This window comes from Paraburkholderia graminis (genome assembly GCF_003330785.1).
GTDB lineage: Bacteria > Pseudomonadota > Gammaproteobacteria > Burkholderiales > Burkholderiaceae > Paraburkholderia > Paraburkholderia graminis.
The window spans coordinates 1,998,864-2,015,530 of the sequence record NZ_CP024934.1; the positions used below are offsets into that span (position 1 = coordinate 1,998,864).

Below are 16,667 nucleotides of genomic sequence, written 5' to 3' on the forward strand. Positions count from 1 at the left end.
GCTATGCTTGACGTTTTCGCCAACGTCGGGTCAGCCATATGAACAGCGGATCGCAAACGGTGTGGGAAACGGTGTGGCAGACGGCCAAGGGTGAGTTCTCGGACCTCGGCAGCGCGGCCGATCTGACTCAGGTGCTGATGCGTCTCGGCATCGCGCTCGTGCTCGGCGGCGTGATCGGTTTCGAGCGCGAGATCTCGCGGCGCGATGCCGGCATGCGCACGCATATGATGGTCGCCGTGGGCGCGGCGCTATTCGTCGTGGTGCCGCTGCAAGCCGGCTTTTCGCAAGACAATATGAGCCGCGTGCTGCAAGGGCTCGTGTCGGGCATCGGCTTTCTCGGCGCGGGCGCCGTCATCAAGCTCAGTGCGCAGCGCGAGGTGCGCGGCCTGACGACGGCCGCAAGCCTGTGGCTGAGCGCGGGTGTGGGCATGGCGGCGGGCCTTGGGCGCGAAGCCACCGCGATTCTGAGCGTGGTCATTGCGCTGCTGATTCTCTCGAGCGCGCGACTCGTGAAAGGCCGCTCGCATCCACGAAAATAAGCGTGCGTCGACGTTAGAACTTATGACGCAGCGCGACTCGCGCGGCGACCTGCGTACCCGTCGACGACGGCGCCTGCACGCCCGGAATAAACGCGTTATCGAGGATCGAATGCGTCGAGTCTCCCGTGACCTTCTGGTACACGCCCTGCACGTAGACGTCCGTGCGTTTGGACAGGTTGTAGTCCGCCATCAGACCGGCCGAATGAATCTTCGGCTTCACGCCGCCTGACGACGCGTCGTAATTCTCCATCGTGTACACGTACTGCGCACCGACGAAAAACGCGGGCGTGAACTGGTATTTGCCGTTCACTTCGAAATTCTGGTACTTCAGCGTGTTCAACGTCACGCCCGCCGCCGCGAGCGGCACGCCGATATAGCCGTTGCCCGTTGGGCTCCTGTAGCTGGAGTTCGTGTAGGCGAAACCGGCGGTGGCCGAGCCGAACGTGTAGTTGATGCCGCCGCCGAAAACCCGCATGCGTCCGGCGATGAAGCTCGCGTCGTTCGCCGTGATTGCGCCGGTCGCGCCCACGCCGGGGTTGTTCGCCTGCAGATAAGCAGCCGCAATCAGAAGCCCGCCGGTCGCGTACTGCGCGCCGAAGCTGTACGCGCGATTGTTCGCGAAGTTCGTGTCGTTGCTGAAGCTGTAGACGCCGCCGATCTGCAGGCCCGCGAAGTTCGGGCTCGCGTATTTCACGCTGTTGCCGAGGCGAAACGAGTTGTCGGTGTTGTCGTTGTCGTACGGATGCGCGAACAGATAGCCGGCCCAGTTGCCGTTCGCCGTGGTCTGCGCGAGGTAATCGACAACCGAGTCGTACTGTCGTCCGAACGTGAGTGTGCCGAACCGGTTGTCGCTCAAACCCACGTACGCCTGGCGGCCGAACATGCGGCCGCCCTGGCCGAGCCGCCCCGAATTGATGTCGAAGCCGTTTTCCAACTGGAACACGGCCTGCATGCCGCCGCCCAGATCTTCCGAGCCCTTCAGGCCCCAGCGACTGCCTTGTGCGTAGCCGCTCGCCATTTCCCATACCGCGCCGCGTCCGGCGTTGTTGGTGTAGTCGAGGCCTTCGTCGAGCACGCCGTACAGCGTCACGCTGCTTTGCGCGAACGCGCAGGGACTGGCCAGCGAGGCGAGGGCGGCGATAGCGCCCGCAATGGCCTTGGCACTAGCCGTGGCGAACAGGTTCTTTCTCATCATCGTGAACTCCAGACGTTGGTAATGAGCGGCCCGATGCCAGGACTCGGCGCGGCCGCTGCTTTTTGGCGAAGCCCGGATTCTGCTATTCGAGATGCGGCTCGCGTATGAGGCACATCCCTGGATAAACGTGATTTTTTCGAATGTTTGTCCCGCGAATTATTCGCTTGTGGCCGGTAATCAGGCCGACAAAAATTCCGTTCATGCACTTTTGCATGAAGCCGGAAACGCAAGGCATGCGTTTTCCGCAGGCAAGAAAACGAAGGAGACGAACATGCGACTCGACCGGAACTACGTGAACGGCCGCTTTCTCGAACCGGCCGCCGATGCCGGTTCACCCACGCATCAGGCGTTGATCGCCGTCCACAACCCAGCGACCGAAGCGCTCATTGCGCACGTCACCGCCGCGACTCGTGCGGAAGCCGTGGCCGCCGTCGATGCCGCCGCGCTCGCGCAAAAGGCCTGGCGCAAACTGCCGTCGGTGGAACGCGGCGCGTGGCTGCACAAGCTCGCCGACGCGCTCACCGAATGCGCGCCGGCCATCGGCGCGGCGCTCGCGCTCGAATCGGGCAAGAGTCTCGCCGATGCCACGAACGAAGCGATCTACGCCGCGCAGATCACGCGTTACCACGCAGAGTGGGCGCGGCGCATCGAAGGCGAAGTGATTCCAAGCGATACGCCCGACGAAAACCTCGTGCTGCATCGCGAGCCGATCGGCGTGGTCGCGTGCCTGATTCCGTTCAACTACCCGGTCTACACGTTCATGCGCAAGGTGGCGCCCGCGCTGATCGCGGGCAACACGGTCGTCGTGCGGCCAAGCAACAACACGCCGACCTCGGCGTTCGAAATCGCCAAGGCCGTCGAGAAGGCCGGTTTGCCCGCAGGCGTCGTCAACATTCTCGCGATGGATCATGCGACTGCCGAGGCGCTCTGCACGCATCCCAAGGTCGGCATGATCACGTTGACGGGCAGCGTCGGCGCGGGCCGCAAGGTGCTCGATTACTGCAAGGCGAATATCGCGAAGCCGTCGCTCGAACTGGGCGGCAAGACGCCGGCCATTATCGAAGCCGACGCCGATCTGGAAAAAGCCGCGCGTGAACTGGTCGCGTCGAAAACCACGCACTGCGGCCAGCTTTGCACGGCGATCGAACGCGTCTATGTGCAGGAAAGCGTGCATGACCGCTTCGTCGCGCTGCTCAAGCGCCACATGAGCGCAGTCGAGTTCGGCGACCGCGGCGAACAGCCGTCGCTGATGGGTCCGCTCGTCAATGAAGCATCGCGTCAGTCGATTCACGCGATGGTCGAGCGCGCGGTTGCAGCAGGCGCGACGCTGGAAACAGGCGGCAAGCTGCCGGCATCGACGGAACGCAAAGGGTTCTTCTATCCGGCCACGTTGTTGTCGAACTGCCGGCAGGACATGGAGATCGTGCAGGAAGAGACCTTCGGCCCCGTGATGCCGGTCGTCAAATACCGCACGCTCGACGAAGCACTCGAGATGGCCAACGATCACCAGTTCGGTTTGTCGTCGGTGCTTTACACCGAGAACTATCGCAGCGCGATGAAGATCGCCAACGGCATCGAAGCGGGCGAGTTGTATGTGAACCGCACGCCGGCCGATCCGTATCAGGGCTTTCATGCGGGCTGGAAACGCTCGGGCCTCGGCGGCGACGACGGCAAGCACGGCATGCTCGAATTCACGCAGACGCGTCTTGTCGTCATGAAGTACTGATGCAAACACGCAGCAAAACGCTGCTCATTCATTACAAAACATCAAAACATATTGGAGACTCACGGGCCGCTCATGCGGCGCGGTGTCTCTCAGGAGGCTCACGTGTCATCTCAACCCGTCCGATCCGCTTCGAACGCCGCTGCACTCGCGTTAAACGAAAACGACCTGCAAGCCGCGCTGCAAAACACCAAAGCGCGCCGTTATACGCAACTGATGTTGCTGGTTCTCGCAGCCGGCGCGATCTATCCGATCCTGTATCTGCGGCAGGTTTATCAGCCGACGATGCTCGAAGTGTTTCATATCACCGATAGCCAACTCGGCTATCTGTATTCGTCGCTCGGCACGATTTTTCTGCTCAGCTATCTGCCGAGCGGCTGGCTCGCGGATCGCATCGCGCCACGCCTGTTGATCTGTTTTTCGCTGATCGCGACCGGCGCACTGGGGCTCTGGTATTCGACCGCGCCTTCGTTTCAGATGCTGATGCTGATCTTCGGCGGCTGGGGCTTGTCGACCGGCCTGACGTTCTGGGCCGCTGTGATCAAACGCGTGACGATGATCGCCGGCGCCGACGAGCAAGGCCGCTTCTTCGGTCTGCTCGACGGCGGGCGCGGGCTCATCGAGGCGATGCTCGCGACCGTCGCGATCACGCTGTTCGCATGGGCGACGCAGACGAAGGGCGAGTCCGTCGCCGCGGGTTTCAGAATGGTCGTCTACATGTACGCGTTCTTGTGCATTGCGCTCGGTGTGGTGCTGGTTCTCGTGAAAGACCCGCAAGGCGAGCAGGGCGCGCGTGACGACGCGGCCAATCGCGCTGCGCGCCGGCGCAACAACGTGCTCGCCGATCTCGCCACGCTCGCAAAGATTCCGGAGTTGTGGCTCGTCGCGGCGATCGTGTTCTGCGGCTATCAGGTGTTCTGGGCGACGTATAGCTTTTCCGCTTATCTGCACGAAGGCGAAATCGGCCTGACCGTCGTCATGGCCGGTACGATCACCACGCTCAAACTGTGGATGCGGCCGATTGGCGGCATCGGCGGCGGCTTTCTCGGCGACCGTTACTCGAAGGTATCGGTGCTGGTCATCGCGCTGTTCCTCGCCGCGCTGTCCCTGCTCGGACTGATGGCCGCACCACGCATTGCGAGCCACGTATTGCTGGTGTTCCTCGTGCTGTTCATCGGCATTCTGACCTACGCGATTCGCGGGCTTTACTGGTCGCTGCTGGACCGCTGCAACATTCCCGTTTCGACGATGGGCCTCGCCATCGGCCTCATCTCCGTACTCGGTTATTCGCCCGATGTATTTTTGCCGCTCATCAACGGTTATCTGACGCAGACGTTCCCCGGCGTATTCGGCTATCAGCTGTATTTCGGCTATGTGGCGGCGATGGCTGCGCTCGGCGGTTTTGCGGGGCTCGCGTTGAGAAACATGCTTAACAGGAAAGAGGTTGCGTAAATGAAAGTTGTCTCGCTCGAAACGCATATCGTTGCCGTACCGCCGCCGCACGTGGGCGGCATGTACTGGATCTTCGTCAAGCTGAAAACCGACTGCGGTATTGAAGGCGTCGGCGAAATCTATTCGGCGACGTTTCATCCGAAAGCAATGACGCATATCGTCGACGATGTGTTTGCGCGCTATCTGCTCGACAAGGACCCGCATCATATTGAGCGCTTGTGGCGCGAAGCCTATTCGAGCGGCTTCACGCAACGTCCCGATCTGACGATGATGGGCGTGGTGAGCGGCCTCGAAATGGCGTGCTGGGACATCATCGGCAAGGCGGCAGGCAAGCCGGTTTACGAATTGCTCGGCGGCATGGTGAATCAGCGTCTGCGCTCATACACGTACCTGTACCCGAAGAACAGCCGCGGCGAATACGACTACGACGATCCCGACCTTGCCGCCGAATGCGCCGCCGGGAATGTGAAGCGCGGCTTTACCGCGGTGAAGTTCGATCCGGCCGGGCCGTACACAGCGTACTCGGGGCATCAACTGTCGATGGAAGTACTCGACCGCTGCGAGACATTCTGCCGCCGCGTGCGTGACGCGGTGGGCAGCAAGGCCGATCTGCTGTTCGGCACGCATGGACAGATGGTGCCTTCATCGGCAATCCGGCTTGCGAAGCGCCTCGAAAAATACGATCCGCTATGGTTCGAGGAACCCGTGCCGCCCGGCCAGGAAGACGCGATGGCGCAAGTCTCGCGGCACACGAGCATTCCGATTGCAGCCGGCGAGCGGCTGACTACGAAGTACGAATTTTTCAGGCTGCTGCAAGCGGGCGCCGCATCGATTCTGCAATTGAACGTGGCGCGCGTGGGCGGTCTGCTCGAAGCGAAGAAAGTGGCCGCGCTCGCCGAGGTGTATTACGCGCAGATCGCGCCGCATCTGTACAACGGTCCGATTGGTGCGGCCGCAAGCATTCAACTGGCGACATGCACGCCGAACTTCCTGATTCAGGAAAGCATCGGCACGTGGGACGGTTTTCATGCGGCGGTTTTGAAGAAGCCGATTCAATGGGAAGACGGCTACATCATTCCGTCGCGCGAACCTGGCCTTGGCGTCGAGCTGAACATGGAAGTCGTCGCACAGCACACGCCGTACACAGGCGAGCGTCTGCATCTGCAAATGGCCGCACAACCTGCCGACGTGAAAGATCTGGCGCCGGCCAAGGGTTAGAGCATGAACTACGATTACATCATCGTCGGCGCGGGTTCGGCGGGCTGCATTCTCGCCAATCGCCTGTCGGCGTCGGGCCAATATTCGGTGCTGCTGCTCGAGGCGGGCGGCAAGGACAGTTCGTTCTGGTTCAGGATTCCAGTGGGTTTTACAAAGACCTACTACAACGAAACCTATAACTGGATGTATTACAGCGAGCCGGAAAAAGCGCTGGATAACCGGCCTATTTACTGTCCGCGCGGCAAGGTGCAGGGCGGCTCGGGCTCCATCAACGCGATGATTTACGTGCGCGGGCAAGCGGGCGATTTCGACGATTGGGCGGCAGCGGGCAACTCCGGCTGGGCGTTTCGCGACGTGCTACCGTATTTCCGCAAGCTCGAATCGCATCCGCTTGGCAATACGAAATATCACGGCGCCGATGGGCCGATCCGCATCTCGCCGATGAAAGACGCCGTGCATCCGATTTGCCACGTCTTTCTGAAGGGCTGCGATCAGGCCGGCTATCAGCGCAGCGACGACTTCAACGGCGCGCAATTCGAAGGCGCCGGTATTTACGATGTCAACACGCGCAATGGTCAGCGCTCGTCGAGCAGCTTCGAGTATCTGCATCCGGCGCTCGCGCGGAAGAATCTCACGATCGAGCATAACGTGCTGGTCGATCGTGTGCTGTTCGACGGCGAGCGGCGCGCGATTGGCGTGAGCGTCACGCAGAACGGCGTCGCGCAGAAAAGCGCCGTGCGGCGTTTCATGGCGAATCGCGAGGTGATCTTGTGCGCGGGCGCGGTCGATTCGCCGAAGCTCTTGCAATTATCCGGCGTCGGCGACAGTGCGCTGCTCACGAAACACGGCATCGCCACCGTCAATGAGTTGCCCGCCGTCGGCCGCAATTTGCAGGACCATTTGTGCGTGAGCTTCTACTACCGCGCGAACGTCAAAACGCTCAACGACGAAATGCGGCCGCTTCTCGGCAAGCTCAAGCTCGGGCTGCAATATCTGCTCACGCGCAAGGGGCCGCTTGCAATGAGCGTGAATCAGTCGGGCGGTTTTTTCAAAGGCAGCGAACGCGAGGCGCAGCCGAACCTGCAGCTTTACTTCAATCCGCTGTCGTACCGGATTCCGAAGAGCAGCAAGGCGAATCTCGAACCGGAGCCGTACTCGGGCTTCCTGCTCGCATTCAACCCTTGCCGGCCGACGAGCCGCGGCTCGATCGAAATCGCGTCGAATCGCGCGGCCGACGCCGCGAAGATTCGGCTGAACGCGCTCAGCACGCAGAAGGACATCGACGAAGTGATTCAGGGTTGCGAACTCGTGCGCAAGATCATGGGCTCGCCGGCACTGAAGGAGATCACAGTCGAGGAAATCTCGCCGGGGCCGCAGGTCGCGTCGCGCGAGGACTTCCTGCAATATTTCCGCGAGCAGTCCGGCTCGATCTATCACCTGTGCGGCTCGTGCGCGATGGGCGACGATCCGCGGACGTCGGTGGTGGATGCGCGTTTGCGCGTGCACGGCATGGCGGGCTTGCGCGTCGTCGATGCGTCGATCTTCCCGAACATCACATCCGGCAACATCAATGCGCCGACGATGATGGTCGCGGAGAAGGGCGCCGACATGATTCTCCAAGACGCCGCCGCGCAGGGTGCGCGCGAGCCTGAGGTGGCGGAGTGGGCTAGCGCCGCTTGAGGGATGTCGGCGTTGTGTTCAAGCTGACGAGGACAGCGCGCCGAGGCAATGCGATCGGCGCGTTTTTTATCGGCACTCTGTGAAAAACAAACGCGGTTGACGCCGCGCGTTTCACTACACGTTAGACGTCGCCGAGCGGCATCGCCTCCGAGCCCTCGAAAGACCGTTCGCCCAGCCACATTTCCTGTTGCAGCCAGTCGCGAAACAGCGCGACGTGCGGCAATTCCTCCTGCCCGGCGCGCGTCACAAGCCAGTACGACTGATGGCCGTCGACGTGCACGTTCAGCACCTGCACCAGTTGCCCGTCGGCGAGTTCACGCGCGACCATGTGACGGTCGGCGATCGTCACACCGAGGCCGTCGATGGCCGCACGAATCGCGTGGTCGAGCAGATCGAATTCATAGCCGCCGCGCGTATCCACATTGTCGATTCCGGCCGCCTTGAGCCAGTGTTGCCACGTGAGGTAGCGCTGATCCGCGCTCGCCAATACGTGCAGCAGCGTGAATTCGTTCAGATCGATCGACGCGCGCCCCGCCTGGCGCGCGAGCAGCGCGGGCGCGCAAACGGCGACGTGCCGTTCGTTCATCAACAGACGATTGTCGAAACCTTCCCACTCGCCGTTGCCGAAGCGGATCGCGCAATCCAGCACGCCGGATTCCGCGAGCTTGTCGTCGATGCGCGTCGACAGGCTCAGTTCGAGATGCGGGTGCGCGTCGCGCAGCCGGCCGAGACGCGGCATCAGCCAGCGGCTCGTGAAGGTGGGCGGTGCGTTGATACGCAGCCGGTTGCGATGCGTTTTCTCCTGCAGGCTGCGCACCGTCAGTTCGATACGGTCGAACGATTGCTGCAGCGCCTGCAACAGCACGCGCCCGGCCGCCGACAGTTCGAGATGGTGATGATGGCGTTGCAGCAGCGTCTCGCCGATTTGCGCCTCGAGTTGACGCACTTGCCGGCTCACGGCGCTTTGCGTGACGTTCAGCAATTCCGCGGCGCGCGTGAAGCTGCCGGTGCGGCCAGCCACTTCGAAGGCTTTGAGCGCGTTCAGCGCCGGCATTTTGCGTTTCAAGATGTTCGACCGGGAGAGGGAAGCGCGACGCGCGATGTGCCCGGTATTTTAGCGGCTGGGGAGAGGGAGGCGAGGTGGTTTGGGCGGGTGTTTTTTGCGGAGGGGACGGGGGAGGGAAGGCGTGTCGCGCAGGTGTTTTCGCGGGTTTGAAGAGATGGCGAGCACGGCGAAGCGCGAGATGCGGACTTGCTGCTGAAACGGCTTCCCGCACCGCCGGGGTTCGGCGCCAGCATTTCCGGGGAACGTTCGTCTTTGAGCTTGCGGGCAGAAACCGCGCGGCCTTTGCCCTCCTACAGCAATCAGTCCGCCGTCCGCCGGTCCGCCAGCGCCTTCTCGCAGTCCGCGAGAACCTGCCGGACGAGCCGCGCTTGCGGATCGAGTTCGTCGGTGTCGAGAATTTCCTCGACGGCGTCGCGGGCCCAGTCAGTGTCGACGAAGCGCGCGTGCCGGCGGGCGATTTCCAGCGCGGTGGCCGACAGCTTGGCGATGGCGAGCCAGTCGGCCTCGCGCGCGCGCCGGTCGAGCCATTTGTGGGCGGCCTGCACGTGGAACGCCGCGTCGGGCCAGTCCTCGTTGAGGTAGTAAGCGCCGAGGCTGCCGCATGTGAGCCAGCACAACAGCTCCAGACGGTCCCGCGGACTCAGATGGTGGCGTACATCACTCATGGCGACGCTCGCTGCGGTAAATTGCTTTCCGGGGGAGGCGGCGTGCGGCCGTCCTCCGCATGGATTAACAATATCACGCAGAATTCATCAGCGGCAATTCCCGGGCGTACCCTGGCGCACGCGGGGCGGCGCTTTGTTCGGGCGCTGGTTTAACGGCGGCCCACTCGCCCCGTTGGCACAAAACCGGACACGAGCGCGAGGCGCGCGGCAAGCAAGCAGCAAGAGCCGGTAACGAGGCGCCCGGCAAGCAACGCGCCCAACCGCGCAGGCACCCGCCGCGCCCCAGCGGAAAATCCGCCAACGCGCTAACGTAACGGTTCCTTCCACCACCGCATCCACGCCCCATGCTGCAGATTCTCGGCAAACCTACCTCCATCAACGTGCGCAAGGTGCTGTGGACCTGCGCGGAACTCGGCCTCGCGTTCGAACGGGAAGATTGGGGCGCGGGGTTCCGTCCAACCAACGTCCCCGAATTTCTCGCGCTGAATCCGAACGCGATGGTTCCCGTCATCAGGGACGGCGACTTCGTTCTATGGGAGTCGAACTCGATCATCCGCTATCTCGCGGGGCGCTATGGCGGCGAGTGGCTTTATCCGGCCGACCCGCGCGAACGCGCGCGCTGCGACCAGTGGATCGACTGGCAGGCAAGCGAATTGAACCGCTCGTGGAGCTACGCGTTTCTCGCGCTCGTGCGGCAATCGCCGGCTCATCGCGATGCGCAGCAGATCGAGGCGTCGCGCGCGAACTGGGCGAAGCACATGGCAATCGTCGAAGGACAATTGCAGCGCACCGGCGCGTTCATCGCGGGCGACGCCTTCTCGCTCGCGGACATTCCGATCGCGCTATCGATCAACCGTTGGCTCGAAACCCCAATTGCACGCGACGATCTGCCCGCGGTCGACACTTATATGACGCGCCTTGCGTCGCGCGATGCGTATCGCGAGTACTGCCGCAACGGCACGCCGTAAGCGCGACAGCATCAGCGAGCGAGGGGGAGAAAAAGCAGAGGAGGAAGCAAACGAGACAAACAATGCGGGGCGCAGCGGCCCCGCATTCTCAAAACGCGGCTAAAACCCGCAAAAACTCAGACCTGAACAAGCCGCGGAATCTGCACGTCGGGATTCACGTCGGCCTCATAGTCGACGCCCGCGATCTCGAAGCCGAACAACCGCAGAAAGTCGGTCTTATAGCCGGCGAAATCCGTGAGTTCGTAGATCGTGTCGTTCGTCACCTGGCCCCACAGCGCTTCCACGCGTTGCTGCACTTCCGGGTCCAGCTCCTTGTAGTCCGCGCGCAAACGGCCTTCTTCGTCGATATGCGGCGCCGCGCCGTACAAGCTGTCCTTGTATAGGCCATAAACCTGCTCGATACAGCCTTCGTGCGTGCCTTTCTCCTTCATCACCTTGAAGAGCAGCGACAGATAGAGCGGCATCATCGGAATCGCGGAACTCGCCTGCGTGACGACCGCCTTCAGCACCGACACGCGCGCGTCGCCGCCTTTGGCCGCGAGCTTCGCGCGGATATCGAGCACCTTCTGGTCGAGGTCCTTCTTGGCCGCGCCGATCGAGCCGTTCCAGTAGATGTCGTGCGTGATCTTCTCGCCGAGGTAGGTGAACGCGGTGGTCTTCGCGCCGTCCGCGAGCACGCCCGCTTCGAGCAGCGCGTCGATCCACATTTGCCAGTCTTCGCCGCCCATCACCGCGACCGTGTGGTCGATTTCGGTTTGCGTGGCCGGTTCGAGCACGGTTTCCTTGATCACTTCCTTGTCGGTATCGATGCCGCGCAGCGTGACTGCCTTGCCGACCGGCTTGAGCGTGGACGTGAACACCTCGCCGGTTTTCGGATGCGTGCGCTTCGGTGCGGCGAGGCTGTAGACCACGAGGTCGACCTGGCCGAGATCGCGCTTGATGACTTCGATGGTGCGCGCCTTCACTTCGTCGGAAAACGCGTCGCCGTTGATGCTCGTCGCGTAGAGGCCCTCGGCGGCGGCGAACTTCTCGAACGCCGCGCTGTTGTACCAGCCTGCCGTGCCGGCCTTCGATTCGCTGCCGCCGCGCTCGAAAAACACGCCGAGCGTGTCCGCGCCGCAGCCGAACGCTGCGCTGATGCGAGCGGCCAGTCCGTAGCCCGTGGATGCGCCGATCACGAGCACCTTCTTCGGGCCGTTCGCAATGGGACCGCGTGCCTTGACGTAGTCGATCTGTTCCTTGACGTTGGCCTCGCAGCCCGTCGGATGGGTGGTTACGCAGATGAAGCCACGCACGCGCGGTTTGATGATCATGAAGCACCTCTTGTCGGAATTGGCGACATTATAGTGGCCCGCGCGGCTGCTGGCGCGGCGCGCGGGATCGGCTGCGGGGAGCGGCAAACAGGCAGCAGACGAGCGGCACACGAGCGGCGAGCGAGCAACAAACGAGCGGCGAGCCGCGGCAAGAACCGGCAAAGCCGCCGAAAAGCATCGGCAAAGCAGCAACAAACGCACAACAAAGCTGCAATAAAGCCACCGCCGTCCCACGGCTGCACGGGCAAAAATCAGCCCAACCCGCACATCTTGGTAGGATTCAGCCTTTTCCCGCAGACGGTAGCCAGCGTGAAGCGCCTTATTCCCCTGATTCTGGAGACACTCGACCGAGGTCTAACCCGCGTGAACCCGCTCGTGGCCGCGGCGCTGTGGCATCTGCGCCATCCGACCCGCCGCGGCGTACTCAAGGCGTGCGCGGCGCTTCCGCTGCTGTTCGTGCTGTATGTGCTGGTCCTGATTCCGTTCACACCGGGCATCGGCGATATTCGCAAGGCGAAGATCGAGCAGCCGGCGCGCATTCTCTCGGCAGACGGCAAACTGCTCGCCGAGTTCAAGCCGTCCAACCGCGAGTGGGTCAAGCTGAAGGACATCTCGCCGAACGTGGTCAATGCGCTGATCGCTACCGAAGACCATCGCTTCTATCAGCATTTCGGGCTCGACTGGCGGCGCACGGCATCGGCCGCGCTGCATACGTTTTCTGGCGACCGGCAGGGCGGCTCGACCATCACGCAGCAACTCGCGCGCAATCTTTATCCCGACGAAATCGGCCGCGCGCCGACGCTCACGCGCAAGCTCAAGGAAGCGATCACGGCCTTCAAGATCGAAGCGCTCTATACGAAGGACGAGATCCTCGAAACCTACCTGAACACCGTGCCGTTTCTGTACAACGCGTACGGCATCGAGATGGCCGCGCGCACGTACTTCGACAAGTCGGCGTCGGAGCTGAACGTGCTCGAAAGCGCGACGCTCGCGGGCATGCTGAAGGGCAACAGCTATTACAACCCGGTGCTCAATCCGGAGCGCGCATTGCAGCGGCGCAATACCGTGCTCGCGCAGATGGTGAAGTTCGGCAAGCTCACGCCCGCCGCGTATCAGACGCTCAGTAAAAAGCCGTTGCGCATCGACTTCGAGCGGCAGACCGAGCCGCCCGGACCCGCGCCGCACTTCGCGCAGCAACTGCGCAAATGGCTTGCGGCATGGGCCGACCGCAACGACTACAACCTGTATTCGGACGGCCTCGTGGTGCGCACCACGATCGATTCGCGTCTGCAGACGATGGCCACGCAGGCGGTCATTTTGCAGGGCAACCAGTTGCAAGGCATCGCGAATGCGGCGTGGGGCAGCCGTGCCGGTTGTTCGAACGGCAAGGACCTGCTCGCGACGTTCCTGCGCGAAACGCCCGACTACCGCGCCGCGAAAGATACGGGCCTCTCCGACGACGACGCGCTCAAGCGCGTGTCGGCGAACCGCGGCCTCGTGCAGTCGGTATGCGAATCGAAAACGCGCGTGCAGGCCGATTTTCTCGCGATGGACCCGCGCAACGGCCAGATCCGCGCGTGGGTCGGCAGCCGCGATTTCAGCCAGGACCCGTTCGATCATGTGCAGCAGGCGCGGCGTCAGCCGGGCTCGACCTTCAAGCCGTTCGTCTACGCGGCGGCCTTCGAGGCGGGCGCGAAACCGTCTGATACCTTGCTCGATCAGCCCGTCGAAATTCAACTCGCGGGCGGCGAAGTCTGGCGTCCGGGCGACGAGGACGAACCGAGCGAGCGGCCCATCACGCTGCGCGACGGCCTCGCGTATTCGCGCAACCGCATCACCGCGCAACTGATGCAGACAGTCGGTCCGAACAAGGTCGCGCGGCTCGCCCGCGCGATGGGCGTGCGCGACAGTCCGCTCGAGGCGGTGCCGTCGCTGGCATTGGGCACGAGCCCGGTCACGCTGAAGGAAATGGTCTCGGCATACGGCACGATCGCCAACCTCGGCGGATACGTCGAGCCGGTGATGGTCACGCGCATCGAGGACCGCAACGGCGAGGTGCTGGCCGACTTCGCGCCGACGCCGCCGCAGCAGGAACTGTCCGCCGATGCGGCGCGCACGCTCGTCGACGTGATGCGCGACGTCGTCAATCGCGGCACCGGATCGGCGATACGCGGACGCTTCGGCGTGCGCGGCGACGTCGCCGGCAAGACCGGCACGACGCAGGGCAACGCGGACGGCTGGTTCATCCTGATCCATCCGCAACTCGTGGCCGGCGCGTGGGTCGGTTTCAACGACAGCCGCGTGACCTTGCGCAGCGATTACTGGGGGCAGGGGGCGCATAGCGCGCTGCCGATCGTCGGCGATTTTTTCCAGCGCGCGCAGCGCTCGAAGCTCGTCGACACGCGCGTCAAATTCGACACCGAGCACCAGCCTGGCTGGTTCGCCGAGCGTTCGGAGCGGTTGCGGGCGTGGTTCCAGCTACTGTTTCCGTCGACGGCGCCGACGGTCAAGCCGGATGCGGCGGTGACTGCGCGGAATACGACGCGGCGCGCGCCGGTTGAGGTTGTTTCGTCGGAGGCGGGGGCGGCTGCGTCGGCTGCTGCTTCGGCAGCCGCGGCGGCGAGCGAAGACACGCGGGCGCTGCCGCCGTTGCTGACGGCGCCTGGCGCGGCTTCAGGTGCGGCGGTTCTGAATGAGCCGGTCCACGGCGAAGCGCGCGGCGCCGGCACAGCGGCGTCGGCACCGACGCCCACGCCCGACGACGTGATGCCGCCGGACGCGGTGAGCGTCGAAGGTCAGCCGAGCGGAGCGGGTGCGTCGGAGTGAATCTCGACGCGAATGTCGACGTGACTGTCGGCGCAAGTCACGTGAGCCTCGCCTAATACTCCGCCACGCCTGGCCGCCCCGGCGCTTCCCGCTGCGCCGCGCCCGCCGACGTCTCCAGCGCCGTATCGTGATGCAGCAGCAGCGCGGCGGCCGCGCCGACGAGTCCCGCGCCTCCGAGGCACAGGAGGCCCGCGCCGAAGCCGCCGGTGCTGTCCTTGATCCAGCCCATCGCGTAAGGTCCGAAGAAGCCCGCGAGGTTGCCGAGCGAATTGATCGCGGCGATGCCGCCCGCCGCTGCCGCGCCCGAGAGGAACGCGGCCGGCAGCGTCCAGATAACGGGCAGGCAGCCGAAAATGCCGAAGCCGGCGATCGACAGCGCGATCATTTTCTGCACCGGATTATCGAGCCCCGCCGACGCCGCGATGCCAACCGCGGCCACCGTCAGCGCGAAAGCGACATGGCGTTTGCGTTCGAGCTTGCGGTCCGAATGACGTCCCCAATAGACCATGCTGATCACGCCGACGATATACGGCAACGACGTCACGAAGCCCGTCTGCAAGTTGGTCAAGCCGAACGACTTCACGATCTGCGGCAGGAAAAAGCTCAAACCATAATTCGTTGCGTTTGCACCGAAGTAGATGAGCGCGATGGCAAGCACCCGCCGATTGAAAAGCGCTTCCTTCACGCTGAATGCATGCGCGGCCTCGCGATGTTCGCGCTCCTGCTTCTGACGCGCGACGAGCCATTCGCGTTCGTCGTCGGCAAGCCAGGTTGCGTCGGCCGGCTTGTCGGTCAGGTAGAACCAGACCGCGAACGCGAGCAGCAGCGCGGGCGCCGCTTCGATCAGATAAACCCATTGCCAGCCGGCGAGCCCGCCGAAGCCATCCATGGAAAGCAGGGCGCCTGAAATGGGACCGCCTATCACCGTGGATAACGGAATCGCCGCCATGAAATAGCCGACCACGCGGCCGCGATAGGCCGCCGGAAACCACAATGTGAGCAGGAAAATGACGCCGGGAAAGAAGCCCGCTTCGGCCACGCCGAGCAGAACGCGCAAGCCGTAAAAAACATGCGCCGCCGAAAACCCCGTGTATTGCGCGATATGTGGGATATACGCCATCGCGCCGGCGAGCAGGCCCCACGTGAACATGATTCTCGCGATCCAGCGACGCGCGCCGAACTTCTCGAGCAGCAGGTTGGACGGCACTTCGAAAAAGAAGTACGCGATAAAGAAAATCCCCGCGCCAAAGCCGAATGCACTCGCGGAAAGGCCGAGCGCCTTGTTCATCTGCAGCGCGGCGAAGCCGACGTTCACGCGGTCCAGATAGGCGATGAAATAGCAGACGATCAGGAACGGCACGAGCCGAACCGTCACACGTTTCATGGTACGTGCTTCGAGTTCCATCGATGTCTCCTCCAGTTCATTGTCCGGATGGTTCAGAAGATGCCGTTACAGACTAGTCGCTCGGCCACGTTTCGGGAAGTGCTTTAAACAGTCCGCGCGCGGCAATGCGTCGAGGCCGCGGTCAGTAAGCGCACGCGGATTGTTCGGGCGAAGGCAACAGTGTTTTCGACCCATGAGGCTGATCTCCAGCGGCAGATTCCGGATAATTCGATTCGCGGAAAAACCATCTAACCGATCCGCGACGACTCCGTCGGCGGATCACGCAACGATCAGCAAACTCAGGTACATCATGTTGAATAAGCTACGCGATTGGGCGCGCGTCGCTCTCGCAGCGCTCGCGATAGGCGGCGCGCTTGCCGGCTGCGCATCGTCGACGCATGTCGTCGCAACCGATAAACCCGGCACGTACACGGTCGCGGCGAGCGCGACGGGCGGGCGCATGGCATGGGCCCGCGCACACGGCGAGGCGCTGAACGAAGCGCGCGATTATTGCGAGCGCCTCGGCATGCAAAGCAGTGTCAAGGAAGAATCGGTGAGCGGGGTGGCGATGCTGACGACGCACGCGTCTTCGCTGAACTTCGAATGTCATCCGAAGTTCTAGAACGAAGCGCGTGCGG

At 63.1% G+C, this 16,667-nt stretch carries 13 protein-coding genes; 8 read left to right on the forward strand and 5 right to left on the reverse strand.

Translation table 11 applies throughout. From position 1 onward, the window contains the following. The first annotated feature begins 38 nt into the window (after window positions 1–38). Complete coding sequence (locus tag CUJ91_RS08905; RefSeq protein WP_114156133.1) at window positions 39–539, forward strand: MgtC/SapB family protein; 501 nt, start codon at window positions 39–41, stop codon at window positions 537–539. Between the two features lie 13 nt (window positions 540–552). On the opposite strand, the gene CUJ91_RS08910 is transcribed toward CUJ91_RS08905, so the two are convergent. Beyond that, entirely contained in the window at window positions 553–1,731 is a 1,179-nt protein-coding gene (locus tag CUJ91_RS08910; protein ID WP_029968447.1) for a porin, read from the reverse strand. A gap of 274 nt (window positions 1,732–2,005) precedes the next feature. Here CUJ91_RS08910 and aldA point away from each other — a divergent pair, with 274 nt between their 5' ends. From aldA to CUJ91_RS08930, 4 genes are all read left to right on the forward strand, one after another. Then, on the forward strand, window positions 2,006–3,460 hold the full coding sequence (gene aldA / locus CUJ91_RS08915; RefSeq protein WP_114156704.1) for an aldehyde dehydrogenase: 1,455 nt from the start codon (window positions 2,006–2,008) through the stop codon (window positions 3,458–3,460). A gap of 102 nt (window positions 3,461–3,562) precedes the next feature. After that, window positions 3,563–4,909, forward strand: a complete 1,347-nt coding sequence (locus tag CUJ91_RS08920; RefSeq protein ID WP_114156134.1) for an MFS transporter — start codon at window positions 3,563–3,565, stop codon at window positions 4,907–4,909. Then, a complete protein-coding gene (locus tag CUJ91_RS08925) occupies window positions 4,910–6,127 on the forward strand; it encodes a mandelate racemase/muconate lactonizing enzyme family protein (protein ID WP_114156135.1) in 1,218 nt (405 codons plus the stop codon). 3 nt (window positions 6,128–6,130) lie between these two features. Beyond that, the gene (locus CUJ91_RS08930; protein ID WP_114156136.1) at window positions 6,131–7,807 is read left to right on the forward strand and encodes a GMC family oxidoreductase; all 1,677 of its coding nucleotides are present in this window, start codon (window positions 6,131–6,133) and stop codon (window positions 7,805–7,807) included. A 121-nt stretch (window positions 7,808–7,928) separates the two neighbouring features. Here CUJ91_RS08930 and CUJ91_RS08935 read toward each other — a convergent pair whose 3' ends face one another. Next, entirely contained in the window at window positions 7,929–8,861 is a 933-nt protein-coding gene (locus CUJ91_RS08935; protein WP_114156137.1) for a LysR substrate-binding domain-containing protein, read from the reverse strand. 311 nt (window positions 8,862–9,172) lie between these two features. Next, window positions 9,173–9,538 carry a hypothetical protein gene (locus CUJ91_RS08940; protein WP_006049025.1) on the reverse strand — a complete coding sequence of 122 codons (366 nt, stop codon included), beginning with the start codon at window positions 9,536–9,538 and terminating at the stop codon, window positions 9,173–9,175. Window positions 9,539–9,882: 344 nt separating this feature from the next. On the opposite strand from CUJ91_RS08940, the gene CUJ91_RS08945 reads away from it, so the two are divergent. After that, a complete protein-coding gene (locus CUJ91_RS08945) occupies window positions 9,883–10,506 on the forward strand; it encodes a glutathione S-transferase family protein (protein WP_029968457.1) in 624 nt (207 codons plus the stop codon). A gap of 116 nt (window positions 10,507–10,622) precedes the next feature. On the opposite strand, the gene fabV is transcribed toward CUJ91_RS08945, so the two are convergent. Continuing rightward, window positions 10,623–11,819 (reverse strand): enoyl-ACP reductase FabV, encoded by a 1,197-nt coding sequence (gene fabV / locus CUJ91_RS08950; RefSeq protein WP_006049027.1) that lies wholly within the window; start codon window positions 11,817–11,819, stop codon window positions 10,623–10,625. A gap of 309 nt (window positions 11,820–12,128) precedes the next feature. Here fabV and CUJ91_RS08955 point away from each other — a divergent pair, with 309 nt between their 5' ends. Then, on the forward strand, window positions 12,129–14,645 hold the full coding sequence (locus CUJ91_RS08955; protein WP_114156138.1) for a penicillin-binding protein 1A: 2,517 nt from the start codon (window positions 12,129–12,131) through the stop codon (window positions 14,643–14,645). Between the two features lie 52 nt (window positions 14,646–14,697). Here the strand turns inward: CUJ91_RS08955 and CUJ91_RS08960 are convergent, their stop codons facing one another. Then, window positions 14,698–16,050: an MFS transporter gene (locus CUJ91_RS08960; protein WP_029968461.1), complete on the reverse strand. Its 1,353-nt coding sequence runs from the start codon at window positions 16,048–16,050 to the stop codon at window positions 14,698–14,700. A 289-nt stretch (window positions 16,051–16,339) separates the two neighbouring features. Between CUJ91_RS08960 and CUJ91_RS08965 the strand changes: the two genes are divergently transcribed. Continuing rightward, on the forward strand, window positions 16,340–16,651 hold the full coding sequence (locus CUJ91_RS08965) for a hypothetical protein (protein WP_029968463.1): 312 nt from the start codon (window positions 16,340–16,342) through the stop codon (window positions 16,649–16,651). The last annotated feature ends 16 nt before the right edge of the window (window positions 16,652–16,667 follow it).